The sequence below is a fragment of the Streptomyces sp. NPDC059371 genome (genome assembly GCF_042751995.1).
Lineage (GTDB): Bacteria > Actinomycetota > Actinomycetes > Streptomycetales > Streptomycetaceae > Streptomyces.
In genome coordinates this window covers 40,127-60,682 of sequence record NZ_JBHYXD010000023.1, presented here as the reverse complement: position 1 = coordinate 60,682, position 20,556 = coordinate 40,127, and the positions used below count along the sequence as shown (strand labels likewise).

Genomic DNA, 20,556 nt, shown 5'->3' with positions numbered 1-20,556 from the left:
AATTATCTTCGTCTTAATCTAGGGGGGCCAGTTTTGCCCCCGGGGGGCCCACCCCCCCCCCCCCCGCTCTCTCTACGGGGGGGCCCCCGCCCCCCCGCGGGCCGCCCCTCTTTGTCAGTTCGTTCTCAGTTCCGCGGACCGTGGCCTACGAGTCGAGGACCTGCCCGGCCCGCCGGACGACGGGAGGTTCGACGCTCCAAGGGAAGTTGATCCACTCGTCGGTCCGCTTCCAGACGTACTCGCACTTCACGAGCGACTGGGTCTTCTCGTAGATCACGGCGCTGCGGACCTCGGCGACCTCGCCGACGCAGAAGTCGTGCACGAGCTTGAGCGTCTTGCCCGTGTCGGCCACGTCGTCGGTGATCAGGACCTTCTTGTCGGAGAAGTCGATCGCGTTGGGGACGGGGGCGAGCATCACCGGCATCTCCAGCGTCGTCCCCACCCCCGTGTAGAACTCGACGTTCACCAGGTGGATGTTCTTGCAGTCGAGGGCGTAGGCGAGCCCGCCCGCGACGAAGACACCGCCGCGGGCGATCGACAGCACGATGTCCGGCTCGTACCCGTCGTCGGCGATGGCCTGGGCGAGTTCGCGCACGGCGACGCCGAACCCTTCGTAAGTGAGGTTCTCGCGCACGGGAGGCATGGTCATCGCCTCAGACCTGGGTCCGGTGGAAGTTCAGGAAGGACCGGGAGGCCGTCGGCCCGCGCTGGCCCTGGTAGCGGGAGCCGTAGCGGTCGCTGCCGTAGGCGAACTCGGCCGGCGAGCTGAGCCGGAACATGCAGAGCTGCCCGATCTTCATCCCCGGCCACAGCTTGATCGGCAGGGTCGCGAGGTTGGACAGTTCGAGGGTGACGTGCCCGGAGAACCCTGGGTCGATGAACCCCGCGGTGGAGTGGGTGACCAGGCCCAGCCGTCCCAGAGAGCTCTTGCCCTCGAGTCGCGAGGCGAGGTCGTCGGGCAGCGAGATGACCTCGTACGTGCTGGCGAGAACGAACTCTCCGGGGTGGAGGATGAACGGCTCGTCACCCTCGGGCTCGACGAGCCGCGTGAGATCCGCCTGCTCGACCGAGGGGTCGATGTGGGGGTAGCGGTGATTCTCGAACACCCGGAAGTAGCGGTCGAGCCGCACGTCGATGCTCGACGGCTGCACCATGGATTCGTCGTAGGGATCGATCCGGACCCGCCCGGCGTCGATCTCGGCCCGGATGTCCTTGTCTGAGAGAAGCACGTCCTGAGGATACGCACGGCGCGCGGAGCCACCACAATCGTGCGGCACCGCGCGCCCGTACTACTTCCCGTGCTACTGCTCCGTCCCTGCCCTCTCCAGGGTCACCGGCACCACACTGCGGAGCCGGGCACACCGTGGACACCGGAGCAGCCGCCCGGGGCCGAGCCGCTCGGCCTGCTGCATCGGGAACGAAGCGGTGCTGAACACGTGCCCCTCGGCACAACGGACGACGGTGCGCTCCATCAAGTCCCAGAGTCCCTTCCCCAAGAGCCGTTGTCACGCTGATGCCCTGACAACGAAAGCCACATTACGGGATGTAAGGGACGGCTCTCCAGGCGGCACTCCGACCCCGCCCGAACCCATTTCAACGCCCCCCACCGTACGCCTCAACTCCGGCCCCCCGCAGCCGCGTCCACCCTCCGCGACGCGAACCGGCCCCGCGGCTTCGACGCCGGTGGACGGGCATGAGGTACAGTGAGCGAGCATTCGGACACCGGCTCAACCGGCGTCTTTCGCGGGTGTAGTTTAGTGGTAGAACATCAGCTTCCCAAGCTGAGAGTGCGAGTTCGATTCTCGTCACCCGCTCCATGACAGAGGCCCAGGTCATCGACCCGGGCCTTTTTGCTGTCCGCTGTGATCACTCGCCGCGTGCCAGATCGGTGCCAGAACGCTGATCGTCCGGATCATCGGTGCCCTCCACCGGCTCGGCAGCAGCTTCCTGCACTTCCCGGCGCGCCCTGCGGGGTATCCAAAGTCTTCGATGAGCCACAGCGGCTACTGATTTCAGCGCTTCGAGGCGATGGCGGCGGGAGTTCACTCGGACGTCAGCTTCCTCTGCCCGACGCCGTTCTCGTTGTCCCGGACCCAGCATCCTCGGGACGGCCTGTCAGCCGTTCAGCAGCCGCCAGTACCGGGAGGGCGGTCGATGGTTCCTGGCCGCGAATGACGCGGTCAGGCCGTGCGATCAGGCCGGGGGCGCGGTTCGTGCGGTTCGGGGGACGCTGCCGTGGCGGAGGGGGCTCCCGGGGGCGGTGCGAGCCTGGCGGAGGCCACATAGGACACGACGACTGCCACGATCACCAGCGGCATGACCATCAGGCCGTCTGACGCCAGCAGGAGGGTGGCCAGCAGGACGGACGTCAGCGGGAGCCTGAGCATCACGACGGACATCGCACCGATGCCCAGAGCGACGCCGTCGACGAGTGGCAGTCCCGGCAGGTGCGACAACGCCATGCCGCCGGCCGCCCCGATGAACAGGGCCGGGAACGTCGGACCACCACGGAAGCAGCTCAGCGAAATTCCGTAGGCGAGCCCTTTGCAGACGATGAGCAGCAGCAGCGCTCCGACGGTGTAGTCGGCGCTGTTGGCGATGAGCGGGCCGAGTGCGGACTGCCCCGAGAACAGCACTTCGGAGGAGCTCTTGCCGGTGGCTGCGGCGAACGCGATCGCCAGGCCCGCGATCGCCAGACCGACCGCTGCGGTGACCGGCACGATCCACCGCTCGGAATAGGGCCGCAGGAACAGGGCGAGCCACCGGATTCCGGAGCCGACCGGGACAGCCATGATCCCGATCGCCACAGCCCACAGGAATTCGGCGCCGGTAGGCGCGCCGACGTGCGGCAGACCGGGAATCGCCAGTGAGAAAGTGCCCAGGCCGGTCCATGCGTCCAGGCCGACGAACATGAGGGATCCGACGCCTGCGGCCAGCAGACCTGGCACCAGCACGAGTTGCATCATGGCGCCGCCCAGGCCTGAGGCTTCCATCAGCAGGAAGGCGCCGGTCAGAGGCGAACCGAGGAGGGTGCTGATCGCGGCGAAGCTGCCGGCGGCAGCCAGCACGGACTGGACCCTGGGTGGCGCGTCCCGCTTGACGAGGCGGACCGCGAGGGCGCCGAGCCCCGCGCCGAGGGCGACCAGAGGTCCTTCAGGCCCGAGCACCACGCCCAGGCTCAAGGTGGTGAAGGCCGCGAGTACGATGCCGGGAAGGTCGATGCCGGGTGGTGGCCCCTCGCCCGCCTTGAACCCGTCGGCCGGTGAACGCCCGCCCGTGCCGGGCAGGTACCGAATGGTCAGCGCGACCAGCACACCGGCCAACAGCAGCGGCGGTATGGGCCACCACAGGGGTTCGCTGTCGAAGCCCAAGGCCTTCGGCAGGCTGGTGAAGACCCACCCCTGCAATTCGCTGACCAGGGCGAGAAAGAAGTAGGCCGCTGCCGAGACGGGAACGCCGATGATCGCGGCAAGCACCAGCAGCACCATGTAGCTCTTGGACCGAAGCAGCGCGAGAGGATCGGACGGTGCCGTCACCAGTGCCCTCCTAGCCCGAGGCCTCACAGCCCGATGTGACATACAGGCGGGATGCACTGACGGCCTGCACCGCCGGGTCTTCCCGAACCGGGCAGTTCCTGCTCCCGGCCGCGGCATCCGATCAAACGCTAGCCGCCGGTCGGCAAGCCGACCACTTCACGATCTTCACGGCGAACCTCCTGTCAGGGCTGGATCTGCTTCGAGGACGAAGCCGGGTTCACTCGCAGGCCGCCGACGGAACGCACCTGGGGACGGCGCGGGATCACCCCGGTCGTGAAGGCCGGCGGCCGAAGTTCGGGACGGATCTCGAACCGCCTCGAAACCCTCGTCCGCAACCGACTCAAACGACTGCGGTACCGTCCCGACGCCCGTGCCTGATCTGCCCGAGAAACCTCAGCGACCGCCCCGACGCCGCCTCGGAGGGCCGGCCGGCGCGGACCGGCTCAGGGGCAGGTCGGAGCGGTGATCGGTCGGGCGGCCTCAAGTTGCGGGTGCCGATGATCGGTTGGGGCTGAAGGGGCCGCGATCGCGGTCCTCGTGGCGCCGCTCGTCGCGGACGTACACGGCGTGCGGGGCCCTGTCGCCGCCGGGCGGGTGAGGCGTCGGCCGGGGGCGGTCGGGCGCCCCCGGTGCCGGCTGCTCCTCGGAGAGCGCTACTTCAGCGCGACCCCGTCGCCCGCCGCCGTCGCCGAGCTGGTCGTCCCCGTTCCCGCGAAGTGCCAGCGCCAGGTGCCGGAGGCGTTCGCCGTGGTCGTCGTCTTCAGCTTGCCCGTGCTGTCGGTGGTCACCGTCTTGACGGTGGTGTACGTCGAAGTACCGGACTTCTTGAACTGGAGGGCGACCTTCTGGGCGGCGAAGCCGACGTACTTGTTGGTGTTCCAGTCGGCCCGGGTCAGGGCTCCGGTCACCGTCAGTGTTTTGCCCTTGGCGACCGGTTCGGGCGTCGCCTGCGTCGTCGCGAGCTTGGCATAGCGCTTGATCTTCATCGTGACGCTGCTGTCGAGCGTGTAGAAGTCACCGTCGTAGGCGGCGGCCTCCAGGTCGAGGTGCCAGGTGCCCGCCGAGCTGTTGCGGAGGTCGAAGTAGTCGTCGGTGGTGTCGTCGGGGTCCAGGTTGTACGACCAGGTGCACTTCATGGTCGTCGACGTGGGACGCGTGCACGTCGACGATTTCGCGAACTGGATGTGGCCGTCGGGGCTCACCAGTTTGAGACCCATGACGGTCTTGATGCCGGAGTTGTCCTTCAGGGTGGCGGAGGCGGTCAGCTTCTGGATCTCACTGATGCCGACGTTGACGGTGGTCTTGCTGAAGGTCACCGACGTGAGGGCGGTGTCGCCCTTGTGGGTGTCCGCCTGCGCGGTGGACGCGAGGAGGGTGAGCAGTGCCAGGCTGCCGACGGTGGCGGCCGCGGCCGTACGGATGTGCATGGTTCTCCAGGGACGACAGGATCGGTGCGCCGGATCTCCGATCTTGGAGTTCGGGTGTGCAGAAGACCGTCCACCTGGGGAAATGGTTGTACGCGTACTTCAGCGCACCTCAGCGCAGTGCGGACACCGTGCCACCACCCCGGTGACACACCGCGCCCTCGTCACCGCGCCTGGGCGAAGGAGCCGGGCCGGCCCGCCGGGATCTTCGCCGGGGCCGCTATCGGCTTCTTGCCGAAGTAGACCCAGGCCAGGGTGGCGACGGCCGAACCGTTGAGCAGGAAGAGCAGCCACAGCAGCTTCGGCACGAAGCGGACGCGGTCCGCGGGGGTGCGGGCGCAGTCGATCAGACCCAACAGCCAGATGGCGGCCGCGAGGGCGATCAGCACGAGGATCGGCAGGTCCATCATGTGCAGCATCCGTCTTCTCCTTGCTCGGTCTCGGACCTCGGGCTCGGCTCCGCTCGGGAGCCGCGTTCACCCCCTCATCGGACGAGCCCCTCCGATCGGTTCACGGACGCGGCAACCGATGGGCGACAGCGTTCGGCCCGCACCGGACTCTCCCTTCGACCAGCACTTTCTCCCGCGTGCCCCTGCCTCCACAGGCGCCGTGGCGCGGCGCTAAGGTTTCGCCGCTGCCGTACGGACGACGAACACGATGCCGTCCGTTCGCCTCGGGGGAGGGGCAGAGCAGCCATCCATTCATCTGTGGGGGCACATTGAACACCTCTGCGCGTCGCGGATTCGCGGCGCTCACGACCGTCGCCGCACTCGCGGCCGGTCTCGTCGCCGGGCTCCCGGGCCAGGCGACCGCCGACACCGCCGGCTGGCCGGCCACGGACGGCAGGCTGCTGTACAACGAACTCGGCTCGCTGAGCTACATCAACCCCGACGGGACCTGGAGCTCCCAGTTCTACTCGACGGCGGACCAGGCCGCGTGGTCCGCCGACGGCAGCCAGGTCGCCTACGTGAGTGTCTACTCCGACCGTCTCAGAACGCAGCAGGCCGCCCAGGGGATCGAGGGCGACGACATCCTCATGCCGGCGGGCAGCGGCTGGCGCCCGACCGATCCGACGTTCTGGTACGGCGGCGGCGACATCGTCTTCACCGCCGGAGGCCGGCTGCGGGTGGCCGCGGCCAACAGCGCCCGCGCTCCGCAGGCGCTGTTCGGCACCGACGTCGACGGCTGCGACTCCAAGGCCAGCGGCGCCGTCAACGGCATGCTGGCCTTCGTCCGCACCGGCACGAGCTGCTCCACCACCGGAACCCCGGCCGTATGGGTCTACAACGGCCCCACCAAGGCGTTCAAGAAGGTGGCCGCCAACGCGGACGAGCCGAGCATGTCCCCGGACGGGCAGTCGCTGGTCTTCACCCGCAGCGTCGCCGGACACAAGCAGCTCTTCACCGTCAAGGCCGACGGCAGCGCGCCGACCCAGGTCACCACGGACCCCGTCGACCACAACCGTCCGGCCTGGTCGCCCGAGGGCGACCGGATCGCGTACGACACCTACTTCACCGGCGGCCCGGACACCGGCTCCAGCGGTTCGCAGATATGGATCCACGACCTCGGCGCGGGCACGGAGACACGGGTGGTGCCCATGACCGACGGCACTGACGTGGCCTGGCAGCCGATCCGCGACAACGCGATCTCCCGGGTCTACGGCTCCGACACCTACGACACCAACATCGCGTCGTCCAAGTGGACCTGGAACACCCTCGGCAAGAGCGTGCCCGGCCTGATGAACGCGAGCTCGGCCGTCCTGATCAGCAAGTCGGACTCCGCGTACGCCACCACCGCGACCTCGCTGGCCGGCAAGAAGCACGGACCGGTGCTGATGACCTCCCGCACGGGCCTGGACTCCTCCGTCCAGACCGAGCTGAAGCGCATGCTGCCCAAGGGCAAGACCGTCTACCTGGTCGGCGGCACCAGCATCCTCAACAGCTCGGTGGCGTCCAAGGTGACCTCGCTCGGGTACGTCGCCAAGCGGCTGTCCGACGTCTCGCGCTACTCCACCTCGGTGGCCGTGGCCAAGACGATCACCAGTGCGCCGAAGTACGTGTTCCTGGCGACCGGCACCGACTACCACAACGCCCTCGCGGCCAGCTCCGCCGCCGGCGCCATGGGCACCTCGGGCACCGCGGTCGTACTGCTGACCCAGGGCTCGACCATGACCGCGTCCGTGTACGGCTACCTGAACAAGTACAGCCCGAGCACGACGAAGATCATCACGGTGGGGGTCGACGCCGAGTCGGCGCTGGCCAAGGCGTACAACGCCGGCAAGCTGCCCCACTGGCCCGGCAAGTACAGCTACTACCGCTTCGGCGGCAGTCCGGCGCCGGTCGCCGCGAGGCTCGCCGAGTTCTGGTGGTCGTCGCCGTCGAACGCCGCGGTGGCCTCGGTGAACAGCTGGACCGGCGGCGTCTCCGCGTCGTCGGCGATGACCACGTTCGGCCCGCTGCTGTGGACCGACACCACCTCGCTGACGTACGACACCAAATGGTGCATGATGCGCGCGTCGGCGAGCCTGAACCACGTGGCCGTCTTCGGCGGCAACGGCTCGGTCGACGCGAAGGTGGTCCCGTTGATCGGCAGGGCCATCGGCGTGGACAGCCACTACGCGTACACCCCGTACTACAAGGGTGACGTCCCGCAGAGCCCGGCCCCCCAGCCGTTGTCCGCGAGCACCGGCAAGCTCGTTCCGAGCCCTGACCTGGCCCCGCTCAAGGTGACGGTCACGAAGTGACCCCGTGTCCGGGCCGCCGTCCTGAGAGAGGGCGGCCCGGACCACCGGCCCTCGGTCTCCGCCCTCGGTCTCCGCCCTCCGCCTCCACCGCCGGTGGACCCGTCAACTGCCGGTCGGCGGAGCGGAGGTGAAGCGCGCGAACGGAGGACGGGGCCGCCCGTCCGAGGGCTCGGCCCGGTGTCCGTCCGGCCCTGAGCCCTGGGCCGTTCGGCCCTATCGGTGCCGGGCGGCGTAGTGATCTTCTGGCCTGGCGGCCGGGTGCCCCGCCCAGCAACTCCCGTTCCCCCCGTACGGGATGGGCCGGAGCACTCGGTACGCGCCAAGAACGGCTCCGGCCGGTACGGACCGCACCCGCCGAGTGAAGGTTGCCGAAGAACAGCCGGTCCTCAGGGAGGCTCCCTTGCGGCGCAGCTTCGTCTCGCTCTTCATGGTGCTGGCGATCGGCGGCACCATCGGCTCACTCGCGTACCCGGTGTTCTACTCGTACCCCCACCGTTTCGACGCGGTGAAGGCCGCCATCGCCGACCCCGGCCCCCTGGTGAGCACGCCCTGGGGACCGCTGAGCGCCGCCGACCGCGACCTCGTGGTGCAGGTGGAGCTGGACGGGCTGTGGGAGATATCCGCGGGCCGGCAGGCGGTCGAGAAGGCCCCCACGAAGGAGATCAGGGACGCGGGCCGTCAACTGGTGACCGGCCACACCGACCTCGACAAGCGGGTCCGCGAGGTGGCGAAGGACCTCGCCATCACCCTGCCGACCCAGCCGACCTCCGAACAGCAGGGCCGGCTGGCGCAGTTGACGGCAGCCCAGGACGGTGAGTACCGGCGGCTCTTCGCGAATCTGCTGCGCGAGGAGCACGGCAGGATCTTCCAGCAGCTCGCGCAGGTCCGCAGCAGTACGCGCAACACGCTGGTACGGGACCTGGCCACGGTCGCCGATCGGACCGAGCTCGCCCACATCTCGGCGCTGGAGAGGACCGGGTACGTCGACTTCGACGCCGTCGCGCAGGACGCGACGGTGTCTTCGGCCTCGACCCCGACCGTGCTTCCGGTGCCGTCGTCACCGTGAGTTCCGGCGCGCGCCCCGCACGAGCGGGCGCGCCGTGTGCCCCGGGAGCCGGGGAAGGCCGAACGGGCGGTTCAGGGTGCGATCGAGCAGTTTCCCCAGGCGGTGGCCAGGGCGTCGGGTATCGCCGGGATGTCGCCGCAGCCGTGCGGAGCGACGGGGAATCCGTCGGTCGCGACGTAGACCCAGCCGCCGCCCGAGTCGCGGAAGTACTTGGTGACGCTTCCCTCGTCCTGCATGCCCACGAGTTCCGCCTGAGTGGCGCCCGCGAAGGGCTGGAAGCGGGTGGCGGCGTAGCGGACGGTGCCGCAGCGGCCGTAGAAGAAGACGTGCGGGACCGGCCCGATGTGTTCGAAGTGGGTGACGTCGTGCCGGTACGTCCGGGTGACGTCGGCCTTCACCGCGTCACCGGCGGTCAGGTTGCGGCAGCCCGCGACGGCGGTGGGCGTGCGGGCGGCCGGGGTGGTGGCCCGCTCCGTGGTCCGCTCCGTGGCCCGCTTCGGGGAGCCGGTGGCCGAGCCGTGCGACGGCGTGCCCGTGGCGGCGGGACTCGACGAGGGTGACGTGGCCTCGGTGGCGGACGCCGACGGTTCGGACGCTCCGGCCGAGGCGGCCGCGGAGGAACCAGACGTGCCGGCGGCGGAGCTTGTGCCCGCCGTGTCCTGGCACCCCGTCAGCAGCATGATCCCGCCCGCCAACGCCAGCGCCGACGTACGTCTGAGACCCGCCATGACTCATCCTCTTCTCGATCGACGAACTCGTGGTCACCCCCTGCGTGACCACGGCAGACGGCCCCTCTGGACCGGGCGTCGGCTCTGCCCCACAGGACAGCACGGGGCGGCTCGGCAGTTGCACGGAGAGGCATGCGGGACGGTCTCGATTCCGCATACGTGCCGTGCGGTCCGTGCCGTCGCCGTGCCGCCCCTGAGAACGGCGGGACAGGCCTCGTCACCGGTGCCGGCACGGGTTCGATGTTCGTCACACGGTCCGCACTCCGCCGTACGACCCCTGACAGATACTCTGCCGCCCGAGCCGGCCGATATCTGTAGCAGCGACATGAGAAATCGGCGCCGGGCACGATGAGAATTTCTTGATCGACAGATGGGTCGAGATTTCCCGCGACGCACAATCGACCGCGCCATGCTACTGTCGATAGCAGTTGCAGTTGTGGTTCCCAAAACTTGTGAGCATCCACCCTGTCCTTACCGGGTGGAGTTCTTTTGTGTCACCGGTAGTTTTCCGGCGGGGCAATCATCACGGCGACGCGGGATCCGCACAGTGTGGATCCCCAGCACCGTCCCGAAGGAGAATTGACATGGCTACTGGCACCGTGAAGTGGTTCAACGCGGAAAAGGGCTTCGGCTTCATCGAGCAGGACGGCGGCGGCCCCGACGTCTTCGCCCACTACTCGAACATCGCCAGCTCCGGCTTCCGTGAGCTCCAGGAAGGCCAGAAGGTGTCCTTCGACATCGCGCAGGGCCAGAAGGGCCCGACGGCGGAGAACATCGTTCCCGCCTGACACCGGCACGCACGGCGCAGCTGGGGCCCGCACCTTGGGGTGCGGGCCCCAGCTCGCCGCATTTTCGGCACACGGCGCCGATGTCCCGGCAGACCACGGCGAGTTCGACCCCGACCGCCCTTCCGGGGCCCGGGTTCAGGATGGCCATTCCGCCGCATTCCCGACCTCCCGCCGCCGACGCCAGAGATCCACGCCCGGTCGACCGCCCGGCCCACGCCCGATCCACTCGTGATCCGCTCCTGAGGCCCGCCGGTCCGATCCGGGTCCGATCCGGGGCACCCCCGTTCCGCGTCCGGTACGTTCCCGCTCGATGCTCGTTCCGGGTCCGCGTTCGATCCGTTTTTCTCACCAACCGCCATTCCCCCTGTTTCCGGGACGACGCCGCTTCTCCGGCATCACATCCCGTGAGAATTCCGCACCGATCAAATTCGGCACGGAATTACGTTCGGCTCGTTCTCGCAATTCTCTGCGCTGCTCATTCGCTGCGGGAATTCCTTGATACGCGCCCGTTCAAGGAAGGTTCCGCATGAACCCCACACGCTCGAACGATCGCTTCACCCGCACCCGCACGGAAGGCGCCGGCACCCGAAGGAGCGCCGGCCGCTTCGGAGCCGGTTCCACCGGCCGGTCCGCTTCCACCGGCCGGTCCGGTGCTCCCGGCCGGTCCGGCGCTCCCGGCCGGTCGAAGGGCTACGGACGCCAGCAGGGTTCACTGCAGGGCGAGTTCGCCCTGCCGGTGACGACCACGCCCGCCCTGCCGGCCGTGGAGGCGTTCGCCGATCTCGGCCTGCCGGCCCCGTTGCTGGCGGCGCTCGGCCACGAAGGCGTGTCCGTCCCCTTCCCGATCCAGGCGGCGACCCTGCCGAACACCCTGGCGGGCCGTGACGTACTCGGCCGGGGCCGCACCGGCTCGGGCAAGACCCTGGCCTTCGGCCTCGCGCTGCTGGCCCGTACCGCCGGGCAGCGCGCCGAACCCCGGCAGCCGCTGGCCCTGGTCCTCGTGCCGACCCGGGAACTGGCCCAGCAGGTCACCGACGCGCTCACCCCGTACGCCCGTTCCCTGCGGCTGCGGACGGCCACCGTGGTCGGCGGGATGTCGATCGGCCGACAGGCCGGTGCCCTGCGCGGCGGGGTCGAAGTCGTCGTCGCGACTCCGGGACGGCTCAAGGACCTCATCGAACGCGGCGACTGCCGGCTGGACCGGGTCGCCATCACCGTCCTCGACGAGGCCGACCAGATGGCCGACATGGGTTTCATGCCCCAGGTCACGGCGCTGCTCGACCAGGTGCGTCCGGAGGGGCAGCGGATGCTCTTCTCCGCCACCCTGGACCGCAACGTCGATCTGCTGGTCCGCCGCTACCTGGCCGACCCGGTGGTCCACTCCGTGGACCCGTCCGCGGGCGCGGTCACGACGATGGAGCACCACGTGCTCCACGTGCACGCCGCGGACAAGCACCGCACGACCACCGAGATCGCGGCCCGCGACGGCCGGGTGATCATGTTCCTGGACACCAAGCACGCGGTGGACCGGCTGACCGAGCACCTGCTGAACAGCGGGGTGCGCGCCGCGTCCCTGCACGGCGGCAAGTCCCAGCCGCAGCGCACCCGGACCCTGGAGCAGTTCAAGACCGGGCATGTGACCGTCCTGGTGGCGACCAATGTCGCGGCGCGCGGTATCCACGTCGACCAGCTCGACCTCGTGGTCAACGTCGATCCGCCGACCGACCCCAAGGACTATCTGCACCGCGGCGGCCGTACGGCCCGTGCGGGTGAGTCCGGCAGCGTCGTGACCCTGGTGACGCCCAACCAGCGCCGGGACATGAGCCGCCTGATGGCCGCCGCGGGCATCAGCCCGCAGACCAGCCAGGTGCGTTCGGGTGAGGAAGAACTGAGCCGCATCACCGGCGCCCAGGCTCCCTCCGGCGTGCCGGTCGTCATCCGCGCGCCGGTGACGGAGCGTCCCCGCCGTGGCACCTCCGCCGCCTCCCGGAGCCGGCGTGGCCGCTCCGGCCAGGGCCGGTCCACCGGTACCGCCGCACGCCGCTCCGCCCAGCAGTAGTCCGGAACGCGACGGCGGTCGCGGGCCGGGCGAGGACCGGGACCCTGCCCGGCGGCCCAGGCCTCCGGCACACCGGTCTCCGGCCCCCCTCCCGCCAGCGGCGGCGAACGGGGGCCGAGGACCGGCGTCCGCTCTCCGCACCACACCCACCCCGCAGGAGGCACCTTTTGACGCTCGTTCAGATGCAGCCGTGTTCCGTGGGCCCCGCACCGGCCGTCCTCGTCGACCCGGGGGATCCGTCCGGGCCGCGGGTGCGGGGCGACATGACGGTCGAGGTGGCCCTGGCCGTGATGGCGAGCGCCCGTGTCGGGTGGCTCCACGTGTGCGACGAGGACGACCAGTACACGGATTCGGTGACCGAGGCTCAGCTCGCCGTCGTGCGTGACGGCTCCGCGTACACGGATCGCGTCCGCGTTCGCGATGTCCTCGGCCTCCGCCGCGCCCCGGGCGTACTCGCCCTCTCCCGCTGAGCGTCCTGCCGTCCCCCACCCGTTCGGTCCCGGCCCCGCCCCGACCGGCTCCCTCCCGCCACTTGTGAGGCCCCATGCGCTGTGTCATCGCCCGCTTCCCCTTCGACCTCACCAAAAGTGGAGTGCTGGAGTCGATGAAGGGGATCAAGCCCGAGCCGATCACGGGTGAGTCCGTGATCATCGGCCGCTGTCACTATCCCGTCAAGCAGGTCGGCGAGGTCATCACCCGCCAGGACCGCCGTGACTTCACGGGTGCGGAAGTGACCCGGGCCATGGCCCGGCTCGGCTTCACCTGCCGCACCCCGGAGGCGGCCGCGCCCCCGCGCGCGCTCACCCCGCTCCAGAACGCCTCGTCCCTGCTCGGCGGCCCCACCCCGCTCGGCCTCTGAGGACATTCGCGCACGTCAGGACACCATGAGGGCCCCGTCGACACAGGTCGGCGGGGCCCTCGTCGCTGCGCGCCGCAGAATCCCTACGCCTCGGACACGCAAAATCTCATCTCGCCAGAGTAGACATCGATCGGTGCTCTGGTTAGGGTTTTTCGTGTAGACATCGTCGTTCCGGCGTACTTCGATACCGGCTCGGCAAGCGTTGGATCCAGAGGAAGGACCGAGGAAACAGACGCCATCAGGATCGCCCGGCCCGTGGAGCATCCCGGTCCGGGTGAGGCAAGAGCCCGGAATGGAAGGTGGTTCCAGGTCACGCGTACCCGATCCCCGCTCACCCGCCCGTCACTCGGGCCCGGCAGCGGAAACAGAACGTCGGCTCCGCAGTAGAGCCGGCGGATGGTGTTCAATTCCCTCGGGGCCCTGGTGCCATACGGCATCGGGGCCCCTCGACGCGTGCCACAACGAGGTGAAATGACAGCGGAAACTCCACTCAGTGGTCGTCTCGACGACGACGACTATCCCGCGTACACGATGGGCAGGGCCGCCGAGATGCTCGGCACGACGCCCGGTTTCCTCCGGGCCATCGGCGAGGCCCGTCTGATCACTCCGCTCCGGTCGGAGGGCGGCCACCGCCGCTACTCCCGCTATCAGCTGAGGATCGCCGCCCGCGCGCGGGAACTCGTCGACCGGGGGACCCCGATCGAGGCCGCTTGTCGCATCGTCATTCTCGAGGACCAACTCGAGGAAGCCCAGCGCATCAACGCCGAGTACCGGCGCGCCGCACGAGCGGCACCGGACGGAGCCGGCGCGGGCTGACCGCGCCCGGTCGGGGATCGCGTTGACACGGGGGGTCGCCCAGCGTTGACTGACAGACGGCGTACAGCCCATTCCTCCGGTGACCGTGGCGGCCGTGATCACCACGGTGACGCCCTTCCGGAGCGCCCCGCCCGATCGGCACCGCCGATCGACACCACCGGTCGTCGCCACCGGATCGCCCTGCGCGCCCGGCCGGTACGACGCACAGGAAGCGGCACACGATGATGTACGACCAGTCACGCGCCCAGCAGCCCCCGGACAAGCGGCCCGGTTCGGCCGGACGTCGTACGCCGGGCCCGGAACCCCTGCTCGGGGCGGACGAGCGGGCCGAACTCACCGGGCGGCTCAACCACGCCCTCAACACGTTCGCGCACAGCCCGCTCGAAGCGCTGGAAGAGGCCGAGACCGCGTTCGACGAGGCCGCGGCGCAGCTCATGAGCGCCCTCACGGAACGACGGCGCGCCCTCCACGCGGGCTGGCACGGCCAGGACCCGGAGGCCCAGGGCGAGGAACTGCGTCACGCGCTGCGGCAGTACCGCGAGATGACGCAGCGGCTGCTGCGCATGTGAGCCCACGCCGCTCGCGGTCCGCGCCCTCGATTCGGGTCCGCGCCCTGGGTCTGCGGTCCGCGCCCTCGGTTCCGGTCCGCGGTCACCTGGCCGGTGCGGACCCCGGGTCTTACGGTCCGGTGACGTGGCGGGCGTGGCGCTGCCGCCGGACCCGGTGGCGGTCCTAGCGTGCGTTCCATGCGTGTACTGGTCACCGGCGGCGCCGGGTTCATCGGACGTCACATCGTCGCGGCCCTGCGGGCGCGAGGGCACGAGGCGGTCGTGTTCGACCTGCGGGACGGACACGACGTGCGGGACGCAGAAGCCGTCGCGGGAGCGCTGGCCGGCGTGGACGCGGTGTGCCATCAGGCCGCGATGGTGGGTCTCGGCGCCGGGTTCGCCGACGCGGTCGCCTACGTGTCGCGCAACGACCTCGGCACGGCCGTGCTGCTCACCGGGATGGCGGACGCGGGGGTACGACGGCTCGTGCTCGCCGGTTCGATGGTCGTGTACGGGGAGGGGCGGTACGCCTGCGAACGGCACGGCGTGGTCCGGCCCGGGCCGCGGGCCGCCGCCGATCTGGACGCGGGACGCTTCGAGCCCGGATGCCCGCGCTGCGGTGCGGAGTTGGCGCCCGGCCTGGTGGGTGAGGACGCTCCGCTCGATCCGCGCAACGTGTACGCGACGACCAAGCTGGCCCAGGAACACCTCGCGGCGGCGTGGGCCCGCTCCACCGCCGGCACCGCGGTGTCACTGCGCTATCACAACGTCTACGGCCCCGGGATGCCCCGCGACACCCCGTACGCGGGCGTCGCCTCCTTCTTCCGTTCCGCGCTCGCCCGCGGTGCGGCCCCGCGGGTCTTCGAGGACGGCGGACAGCGGCGGGACTTCGTCCATGTGAGCGACGTGGCCGCCGCCAACGTGGCGGCCCTTGAGGCGAGTTCGCCGGACGGCTCCCTCGCCGTCTACAACACCGGCAGCGGCGAGCCCCGTACGGTCGGCGAGATGGCCCGGGCGCTGGCCGACGCGTACGGGGGCCCCGAGCCGGTCGTGACGGGGGAGTACCGGCTGGGCGACGTACGGCACATCACCGCGGACTCGGCCCGGCTGCGGGCGGAGCTGGGGTGGCGTCCGGAGACCGGATTCGCCGAGGGGATGAAGGAGTTCGCGACGGCGCCGCTGGACGGGGAGCAGGGCTCCTAGGCGGCTCTCACACCCCCGCCGTCGGGAGGGTGACCTCGAAGCGGCAGCCGCCGGGGACGTTGTGGACGGCGGCCATGCCCCGGTGTGCCTCCACGATGCCACGGACGATGGCGAGGCCGAGACCCGCTCCGGCGGGTGGCGTACGGGCGTGGGTTCCGCGCCAGCCGGTGTCGAAGACCCGGGGGATGTCCTCCTCCGGGATGCCCCCGCAGCCGTCGGTGACGGACAGGACCACACCCGCGGCCGAGCGTTCGGCGGCGACCGCGACCGTGCCGTCGGCGGGCGTGCGGCGGATCGCGTTGACGAGCAGGTTGCCGAGGACCCGGCTCATCTCCTTACCGTCCACCTCGACCGGCACCTGCTCGATACGGCTCCCGACCAGCCGCACACCGTGCTCGCGGGCCAGCGGGTCCGCTCCCGCGAGGGCGTCGCCCACGAGGTCGTACACGGAGACACGGGAGGGGGAGAGGACGAGCGCGCCGGCGTGGATCCGGGAGAGTTCGAAGAGGTCTCCGACCATGTCGTTGAGGCGTTCCACCTCGGTGCGCATCTGGCGCAGATAGCGGTTCGGGTCCGCCGCCACCCCGTCCTCCAGCGCCTCCGACATCGCGCGCAGCCCGGCGAGCGGGGTGCGCAGGTCGTGCGAGATCCACGCGACGAGTTCGCGGCGCGAGGTCTCCAGGGCTCTTTCGCGGTCACGGGACTCGGCCAGCCTGCGGCTGGTGTCCGCCAGTTCACGGCTGAGCGCGGAGAGTTCGGCGGTCGTCGGGCCGGCGGGGGCCGCGAAGTCGCCGCCGTCGCCGAAGGAACGGGCGGCGAGGGTCAGCGCCCTGCTGCGGGCCACGACCCAGCGGCCCAGCAGCAGCGCGGTGACCAGGGAGACGGCGGCCGCCATGGCGACCACCGTGGTGACCACGCTCAGGTCGTGCGGCGACAGGAACATCGCCCACGCCACCGCGAGGGTTCCCGCGAGCATCGCGCAGACCGCGACGGCGGCGATGACGGCGAGGGACGCGGTGAGCGAACGGTGCCGCAGGAGCCGGAGGGCGCCCGCGCCGAGCAGGCCGGCGGCGGCGGCGCCCAGGAAGGCGTACAGGGCCATGACCAGTATGTCGTTCACGATCCGGTCTCCTTCGCGGTCGCGGGATGTTCCCGTCCCGGCCCGGCAATCCCGCCCTCCGGCCCCGTGCCGTCGAAGCGGTAGCCCACGCCCCACACCGTCTGGATCAGGCGGGGCCGGGCGGGGTCGTCCTCGACCTTGCCGCGCAGCCTGCGTACGTGGACGGTGACCGTCGACAGGTCGCCGAAGTCCCAGCCCCACACCTCGCGCATCAGGTCCTCACGGGCGTACGCGCGGCCGGGGTTGCGCAGGAAGAAGGCGAGGAGATCGAACTCGCGCAGGGTGAGGGCGAGTTCGGCGCCGTTCTTGGTGGCGCGGCGGGCCGAGGGGTCGACGGCGAGCCCCGCGGCGCGCAGCGGGCGCGCGGCGGACACCGGCCGGGTCCTGCGGAGCACGGACTCGACCCGCAGGACCAGTTCCCGGGGACTGAACGGCTTGGTGACGTAGTCGTCGGCGCCGACCTCCAGGCCGAGGATCCGGTCGTCCTCGTCGCCGCGGGCGGTGAGCATGATGACCGGCACGGGCCCCTGGGCGCGCAGCCGGCGGCACACCTCCAGTCCGTCCATGCCCGGCAGCATCAGGTCGAGCACCACCAGGTCGGGCCGGTGCGCGGACGCGCGGGCGAGCGCCGCGATGCCGTCCGCCGCCCGGTCCACGCGATATCCGGCGCGTTCGAGGTACCCGGAGACGACCTCGGCGACGGTCGGATCGTCGTCCACGACGAGCACGCGGGTGGTCGCGGCGTGAGGCGCGGCGGTCTCTCGCGGCGGGGATTCGGGCGGTTGATCCATGGATCCAGCGTCCCACCCGGCTCGGTCCGGTGCGGCCCCTCGACGCCGACGTCCGAGATTCGTAAGGACGCGAAGTCGGTTATGCACCTTTCGCGTTCGTAAGGTGAAGGCCGTGACGACCCTTCCCGTACCGGACCCGGACGTCGACCTGGTCCTTCCCTGTCTGAACGAGGCCGGCGCCCTGCCCTGGGTGCTCTCCCGGATTCCGCCCGGCTGGCGCGCGCTGGTCGTGGACAACGGTTCCACGGACGGCTCCGCGGAACTGGCCCGCGCGCTGGGCGCGACCGTCGTGCGCGAGGAGCGCCGCGGGTTCGGTGCCGCCTGTCATGCCGGGCTGACCGCCGCCACCGCCGGCATCGTCTGCTTCTGCGACTGCGACGGATCCCTCGACCCGGCCCTGCTCCTGCCGTTCGTCGCCGAGGTACGGGCCGGGGAGTCCGACCTCGTGCTCGGCCGGCGCCGGCCGACGGAACGCGGCGCCTGGCCCGCGCACGCCCGCGCCGGCAACATCGCGCTGGCCCGGATGCTCCGCCGCCGCACCGGCCTGCGCCTGCACGACCTCGGTCCGCTCCGCGCGGCCCGGCGCGAGGCGCTGCTCGGCCTCGGGCTCACCGACCGGCGCAGCGGCTACCCGCTCCAGATGGTCGTGCGCGCCGCCGACGCCGGCTGGCGCGTCACCGAGCACGACGTGCCGTATCTGGCGCGCACCGGCGTCTCCAAGGTCACCGGCACCTGGCGCGGTACCTGGCAGGCGGTACGGGACATGCGGCGCGTCCTGGCCGAACCGCCCCCGCCCGCCCGGCCGCCGGCCCGGGCCGGAGCCCAGGTCCCGGCCCCGTCACCGGCGGCCGACCCCGCACCGTCCCGAGGAGGAACCGTCCAGTGAGCGTCACTCTGCTCGTCATCGCCAAGGAACCGCGTCCCGGACGGGTGAAGACCAGGCTCACCCCGCCCTTCACCCCCGGGGAGGCGGCGACGCTGGCCGAGGCGGCACTCGTGGACACCCTGCGCGCGGTGGCGGCGACGCCCGCGCGGCGCCGGGTCCTCGTGCTCGACGGAGCGCCCGGCCCCTGGCTTCCTGCCGGTTTCGACGTCGTACGACAGTGCGCGGGCGGTCTGGACGAGCGGCTGGCCGCGGCCTTCGCGGGCTGCGACGGACCCGCGTTGCTCGTCGGCATGGACACACCCCAGGTGACGCCCGCCCTGCTCACGGTGGACTTCGCGGACTGCGACGCGTACTTCGGGCCGGCCGAGGACGGCGGCTTCTGGGCGCTGGGTCTCGCCGAGCCCGACCCGGAGCTCCTGCGGGGCGTACCGATGTCGACGAGCACGACGGGTGCCGTGCAACGGCGACGTCTCGTCGGGGCCGGGCTGCGGGTACGGGATCTGCCCCGCCTGCGGGACGTCGACACGGCCGCGGACGCGACGGCGGTCGCCGCGGCCGTGCCCGGAGGGGCCTTCGCGACGGAGCTGGACCGGCTCGGGACGGTGGTCGCCCCGGGCGCCGGACATGTTCCCCCGCCCTCCGGGGGCGAGGCGACCGGCACGCCCCCGGGCCTCGTCGCCGGATACAGGGCGGTGCAAGCCGCCGGAATCCCGCCGGGAGTCCGGACCGGCCGGGACCTCGGCCCGGTGGCCGGGCGACGAGGTGCCGGACGATGAGCGGCACACGGACCAGGACGAAGACGGGACCCGAAACGGGGTCCGGGACGGGGACGGGGAGGGCCGCGGAAGCGGACGAGGCGACGAGGACCGGAAGCCGGGCCGGAGGCGACAGCGGAGGCAGCGGCGACGGCAGGAGCGGCAGCCACGGGGGCAGCGGAGGCAGCGGAGGCGCGAGCGGAGCCGGGAAAGGTGCCCTGTCCGGACGGGCCGCGCGCTCCTGGGCCGCCGATCCCTACGCGGAGGCGCTGGGCGCCGGACGGGGTCCGCTGTTCCTGCGCCGGACGGACGGCTGGCTCCTCCCCCTGGAGGTCGAACGCTGGTGCGCCCGGGCCGACGCGGTGGACCTCCAGGTGCTCGCGCGCTGCGAGGGTTCCGTCCTCGACGTGGGCTGCGGGCCGGGACGCCTGGTCGCGGAACTCGCGGCACGCGGTAGGCCCTCGCTCGGCATCGACGTGAGCGAGGCGGCCGTGGCCAGCACGGTGCGGCTCGGCGGACAGGCGCTGCACCGGTCGGTCTTCGAGCCGTTGCCCGGCGAGGGCCGCTGGGGCACCGCCCTCCTCGTCGACGGCAACATCGGCATCGGCGGCGACCCGGCCGCCCTCCTGCGCCGCACGGCCGAACTCCTCGCCCCGGGCGGCCTGCTGATCGCCGAGACCGTGACGGGCGCGGACATCGACGAACGCGTCGACGTCCGTATCGTCCGCGCCGCGCATCCCGGCGACACCGACCACCTCCACCCCACCGACGCCACCGACCCCACCGACGCCGGTACGGCCGGGAGCGGGAACGCGGGCGAGGCTGGAGCGGCGGGCGAGGCGGGCGAGGGCCAGGACGCGGCCGGAGACCGGACCGCCTTCCCGTGGGCCCGGCTCGGCACCCCCGCCCTTCTCCGGCACGCGGCGCGCGCCGGATGGAGCGCCGACGTTCAGTGGGCGTCGGGCGGGCGCTCCTTCGTGGCCCTGCGCAACGGACCGCGGCGCGAGGCCCGGAGGGAACGCAGCACGAGCAGCAGCGCGGATCCGGCGAACAGCACCGCCGTGATCAGCAGCCAGCGGGCGAGGAACCCGTCGGCCGGGAGGGCGGGGGGGGGGCCGGGCGGGCGGGGGGCGCCGCGCGCCGCCGCGGCGGGCGCCGCCGCGGCGACAAACCACTACCGAGGGCGGCGGACATTCGTGATGTGTATAATCTATGTGGGGGGGGTCTCTATAAA

Annotated in this window: 18 protein-coding genes, 1 tRNA gene and 2 pseudogenes; 13 read left to right on the top strand and 8 right to left on the bottom strand. The window is 71.3% G+C overall.

The window, feature by feature from the left end:
- Positions 1 to 145: 145 nt before the first annotated feature.
- Both ACFXGX_RS16105 and dcd read right to left on the bottom strand, forming a co-directional pair.
- Positions 146 to 643: a phosphoribosyltransferase gene (locus ACFXGX_RS16105; protein ID WP_384790723.1), complete on the bottom strand. Its 498-nt coding sequence runs from the start codon at positions 641 to 643 to the stop codon at positions 146 to 148.
- A gap of 10 nt (positions 644 to 653) precedes the next feature.
- Positions 654 to 1,229 (bottom strand): dCTP deaminase, encoded by a 576-nt coding sequence (gene dcd, locus ACFXGX_RS16100; protein WP_326786575.1) that lies wholly within the window; start codon positions 1,227 to 1,229, stop codon positions 654 to 656.
- A 514-nt stretch (positions 1,230 to 1,743) separates the two neighbouring features.
- On the opposite strand from dcd, the gene ACFXGX_RS16095 reads away from it, so the two are divergent.
- Positions 1,744 to 1,817 (top strand) — tRNA-Gly (locus ACFXGX_RS16095).
- 363 nt (positions 1,818 to 2,180) lie between these two features.
- Here ACFXGX_RS16095 and ACFXGX_RS16090 read toward each other — a convergent pair.
- The 3 genes from ACFXGX_RS16090 to ACFXGX_RS16080 all read right to left on the bottom strand — a co-directional run bounded on the left by ACFXGX_RS16090 (position 2,181) and on the right by ACFXGX_RS16080 (position 5,379).
- Complete coding sequence (locus tag ACFXGX_RS16090; protein ID WP_384790613.1) at positions 2,181 to 3,578, bottom strand: chloride channel protein; 1,398 nt, start codon at positions 3,576 to 3,578, stop codon at positions 2,181 to 2,183.
- A gap of 611 nt (positions 3,579 to 4,189) precedes the next feature.
- Positions 4,190 to 4,963 carry a calcium-binding protein gene (locus ACFXGX_RS16085; protein WP_384790610.1) on the bottom strand — a complete coding sequence of 258 codons (774 nt, stop codon included), beginning with the start codon at positions 4,961 to 4,963 and terminating at the stop codon, positions 4,190 to 4,192.
- 161 nt (positions 4,964 to 5,124) lie between these two features.
- Entirely contained in the window at positions 5,125 to 5,379 is a 255-nt protein-coding gene (locus tag ACFXGX_RS16080; RefSeq protein WP_384790608.1) for a hypothetical protein, read from the bottom strand.
- A gap of 299 nt (positions 5,380 to 5,678) precedes the next feature.
- Here ACFXGX_RS16080 and ACFXGX_RS16075 point away from each other — a divergent pair, with 299 nt between their 5' ends.
- Entirely contained in the window at positions 5,679 to 7,703 is a 2,025-nt protein-coding gene (locus tag ACFXGX_RS16075; protein ID WP_384790605.1) for a cell wall-binding repeat-containing protein, read from the top strand.
- A 400-nt stretch (positions 7,704 to 8,103) separates the two neighbouring features.
- Positions 8,104 to 8,769, top strand: coding sequence for a DUF4142 domain-containing protein (locus ACFXGX_RS16070; protein ID WP_384790602.1), 666 nt, complete (start codon positions 8,104 to 8,106; stop codon positions 8,767 to 8,769).
- Between the two features lie 71 nt (positions 8,770 to 8,840).
- On the opposite strand, the gene ACFXGX_RS16065 is transcribed toward ACFXGX_RS16070, so the two are convergent.
- Positions 8,841 to 9,497: a hypothetical protein gene (locus ACFXGX_RS16065; protein WP_384790599.1), complete on the bottom strand. Its 657-nt coding sequence runs from the start codon at positions 9,495 to 9,497 to the stop codon at positions 8,841 to 8,843.
- Between the two features lie 584 nt (positions 9,498 to 10,081).
- On the opposite strand from ACFXGX_RS16065, the gene ACFXGX_RS16060 reads away from it, so the two are divergent.
- From ACFXGX_RS16060 to ACFXGX_RS16030, 7 genes are all read left to right on the top strand, one after another.
- On the top strand, positions 10,082 to 10,285 hold the full coding sequence (locus ACFXGX_RS16060) for a cold-shock protein (protein ID WP_384790596.1): 204 nt from the start codon (positions 10,082 to 10,084) through the stop codon (positions 10,283 to 10,285).
- Positions 10,286 to 10,811: 526 nt separating this feature from the next.
- Positions 10,812 to 12,344, top strand: a complete 1,533-nt coding sequence (locus tag ACFXGX_RS16055; protein WP_384790593.1) for a DEAD/DEAH box helicase — start codon at positions 10,812 to 10,814, stop codon at positions 12,342 to 12,344.
- A gap of 167 nt (positions 12,345 to 12,511) precedes the next feature.
- Positions 12,512 to 12,814: a CBS domain-containing protein gene (locus ACFXGX_RS16050; protein ID WP_384790590.1), complete on the top strand. Its 303-nt coding sequence runs from the start codon at positions 12,512 to 12,514 to the stop codon at positions 12,812 to 12,814.
- Positions 12,815 to 12,888: 74 nt separating this feature from the next.
- On the top strand, positions 12,889 to 13,203 hold the full coding sequence (locus ACFXGX_RS16045) for an SCO5918 family protein (RefSeq protein WP_384790587.1): 315 nt from the start codon (positions 12,889 to 12,891) through the stop codon (positions 13,201 to 13,203).
- 471 nt (positions 13,204 to 13,674) lie between these two features.
- Positions 13,675 to 14,019: a MerR family transcriptional regulator gene (locus ACFXGX_RS16040; protein ID WP_384790584.1), complete on the top strand. Its 345-nt coding sequence runs from the start codon at positions 13,675 to 13,677 to the stop codon at positions 14,017 to 14,019.
- A gap of 221 nt (positions 14,020 to 14,240) precedes the next feature.
- Positions 14,241 to 14,588 carry a hypothetical protein gene (locus ACFXGX_RS16035; protein ID WP_384790581.1) on the top strand — a complete coding sequence of 116 codons (348 nt, stop codon included), beginning with the start codon at positions 14,241 to 14,243 and terminating at the stop codon, positions 14,586 to 14,588.
- Positions 14,589 to 14,765: 177 nt separating this feature from the next.
- Positions 14,766 to 15,770 carry an NAD-dependent epimerase/dehydratase family protein gene (locus tag ACFXGX_RS16030; RefSeq protein WP_384790578.1) on the top strand — a complete coding sequence of 335 codons (1,005 nt, stop codon included), beginning with the start codon at positions 14,766 to 14,768 and terminating at the stop codon, positions 15,768 to 15,770.
- Positions 15,771 to 15,777: 7 nt separating this feature from the next.
- On the opposite strand, the gene ACFXGX_RS16025 is transcribed toward ACFXGX_RS16030, so the two are convergent.
- Together ACFXGX_RS16025 and ACFXGX_RS16020 are read right to left on the bottom strand one after the other, a co-directional pair.
- Complete coding sequence (locus tag ACFXGX_RS16025; RefSeq protein WP_384790720.1) at positions 15,778 to 16,872, bottom strand: sensor histidine kinase; 1,095 nt, start codon at positions 16,870 to 16,872, stop codon at positions 15,778 to 15,780.
- 14 nt (positions 16,873 to 16,886) lie between these two features.
- Positions 16,887 to 17,681, bottom strand: coding sequence for a response regulator transcription factor (locus ACFXGX_RS16020; RefSeq protein ID WP_384790575.1), 795 nt, complete (start codon positions 17,679 to 17,681; stop codon positions 16,887 to 16,889).
- A gap of 103 nt (positions 17,682 to 17,784) precedes the next feature.
- Here ACFXGX_RS16020 and ACFXGX_RS16015 point away from each other — a divergent pair, with 103 nt between their 5' ends.
- The 3 genes and pseudogenes from ACFXGX_RS16015 to ACFXGX_RS16005 form a co-directional block, all read left to right on the top strand.
- On the top strand, positions 17,785 to 18,567 hold the full coding sequence (locus ACFXGX_RS16015) for a glycosyltransferase family 2 protein (RefSeq protein ID WP_384790572.1): 783 nt from the start codon (positions 17,785 to 17,787) through the stop codon (positions 18,565 to 18,567).
- Positions 18,564 to 19,163: pseudogene (locus ACFXGX_RS16010) on the top strand (DUF2064 domain-containing protein); the annotation flags it as partial. The gene ACFXGX_RS16015 and the pseudogene ACFXGX_RS16010, both read left to right, overlap by 4 nt.
- Positions 19,164 to 19,339: 176 nt before the next feature.
- Positions 19,340 to 20,425, top strand: a pseudogene (locus ACFXGX_RS16005) (class I SAM-dependent methyltransferase); the annotation flags it as partial.
- Positions 20,426 to 20,556: the final 131 nt, after the last annotated feature.

What these genes read in the sequence shown, in the direction of transcription:
- ACFXGX_RS16020 (WP_384790575.1), bottom strand. Translation starts at nt 17,681, where the DNA reads ATGGATCAACCGCCCGAATCCCCGCCGCGAGAGACCGCCGCGCCTCAC.
- ACFXGX_RS16045 (WP_384790587.1), top strand. Translation starts at nt 12,889, where the DNA reads ATGCGCTGTGTCATCGCCCGCTTCCCCTTCGACCTCACCAAAAGTGGA.
- ACFXGX_RS16035 (WP_384790581.1), top strand. Translation starts at nt 14,241, where the DNA reads ATGATGTACGACCAGTCACGCGCCCAGCAGCCCCCGGACAAGCGGCCC.
- ACFXGX_RS16055 (WP_384790593.1), top strand. Translation starts at nt 10,812, where the DNA reads ATGAACCCCACACGCTCGAACGATCGCTTCACCCGCACCCGCACGGAA.
- ACFXGX_RS16085 (WP_384790610.1), bottom strand. Translation starts at nt 4,963, where the DNA reads ATGCACATCCGTACGGCCGCGGCCGCCACCGTCGGCAGCCTGGCACTG.
- ACFXGX_RS16090 (WP_384790613.1), bottom strand. Translation starts at nt 3,578, where the DNA reads ATGTCACATCGGGCTGTGAGGCCTCGGGCTAGGAGGGCACTGGTGACG.
- ACFXGX_RS16060 (WP_384790596.1), top strand. Translation starts at nt 10,082, where the DNA reads ATGGCTACTGGCACCGTGAAGTGGTTCAACGCGGAAAAGGGCTTCGGC.
- ACFXGX_RS16080 (WP_384790608.1), bottom strand. Translation starts at nt 5,379, where the DNA reads ATGCTGCACATGATGGACCTGCCGATCCTCGTGCTGATCGCCCTCGCG.
- ACFXGX_RS16025 (WP_384790720.1), bottom strand. Translation starts at nt 16,872, where the DNA reads ATGGCCCTGTACGCCTTCCTGGGCGCCGCCGCCGCCGGCCTGCTCGGC.
- ACFXGX_RS16040 (WP_384790584.1), top strand. Translation starts at nt 13,675, where the DNA reads ATGACAGCGGAAACTCCACTCAGTGGTCGTCTCGACGACGACGACTAT.
- ACFXGX_RS16030 (WP_384790578.1), top strand. Translation starts at nt 14,766, where the DNA reads ATGCGTGTACTGGTCACCGGCGGCGCCGGGTTCATCGGACGTCACATC.
- ACFXGX_RS16105 (WP_384790723.1), bottom strand. Translation starts at nt 643, where the DNA reads ATGCCTCCCGTGCGCGAGAACCTCACTTACGAAGGGTTCGGCGTCGCC.
- ACFXGX_RS16065 (WP_384790599.1), bottom strand. Translation starts at nt 9,497, where the DNA reads ATGGCGGGTCTCAGACGTACGTCGGCGCTGGCGTTGGCGGGCGGGATC.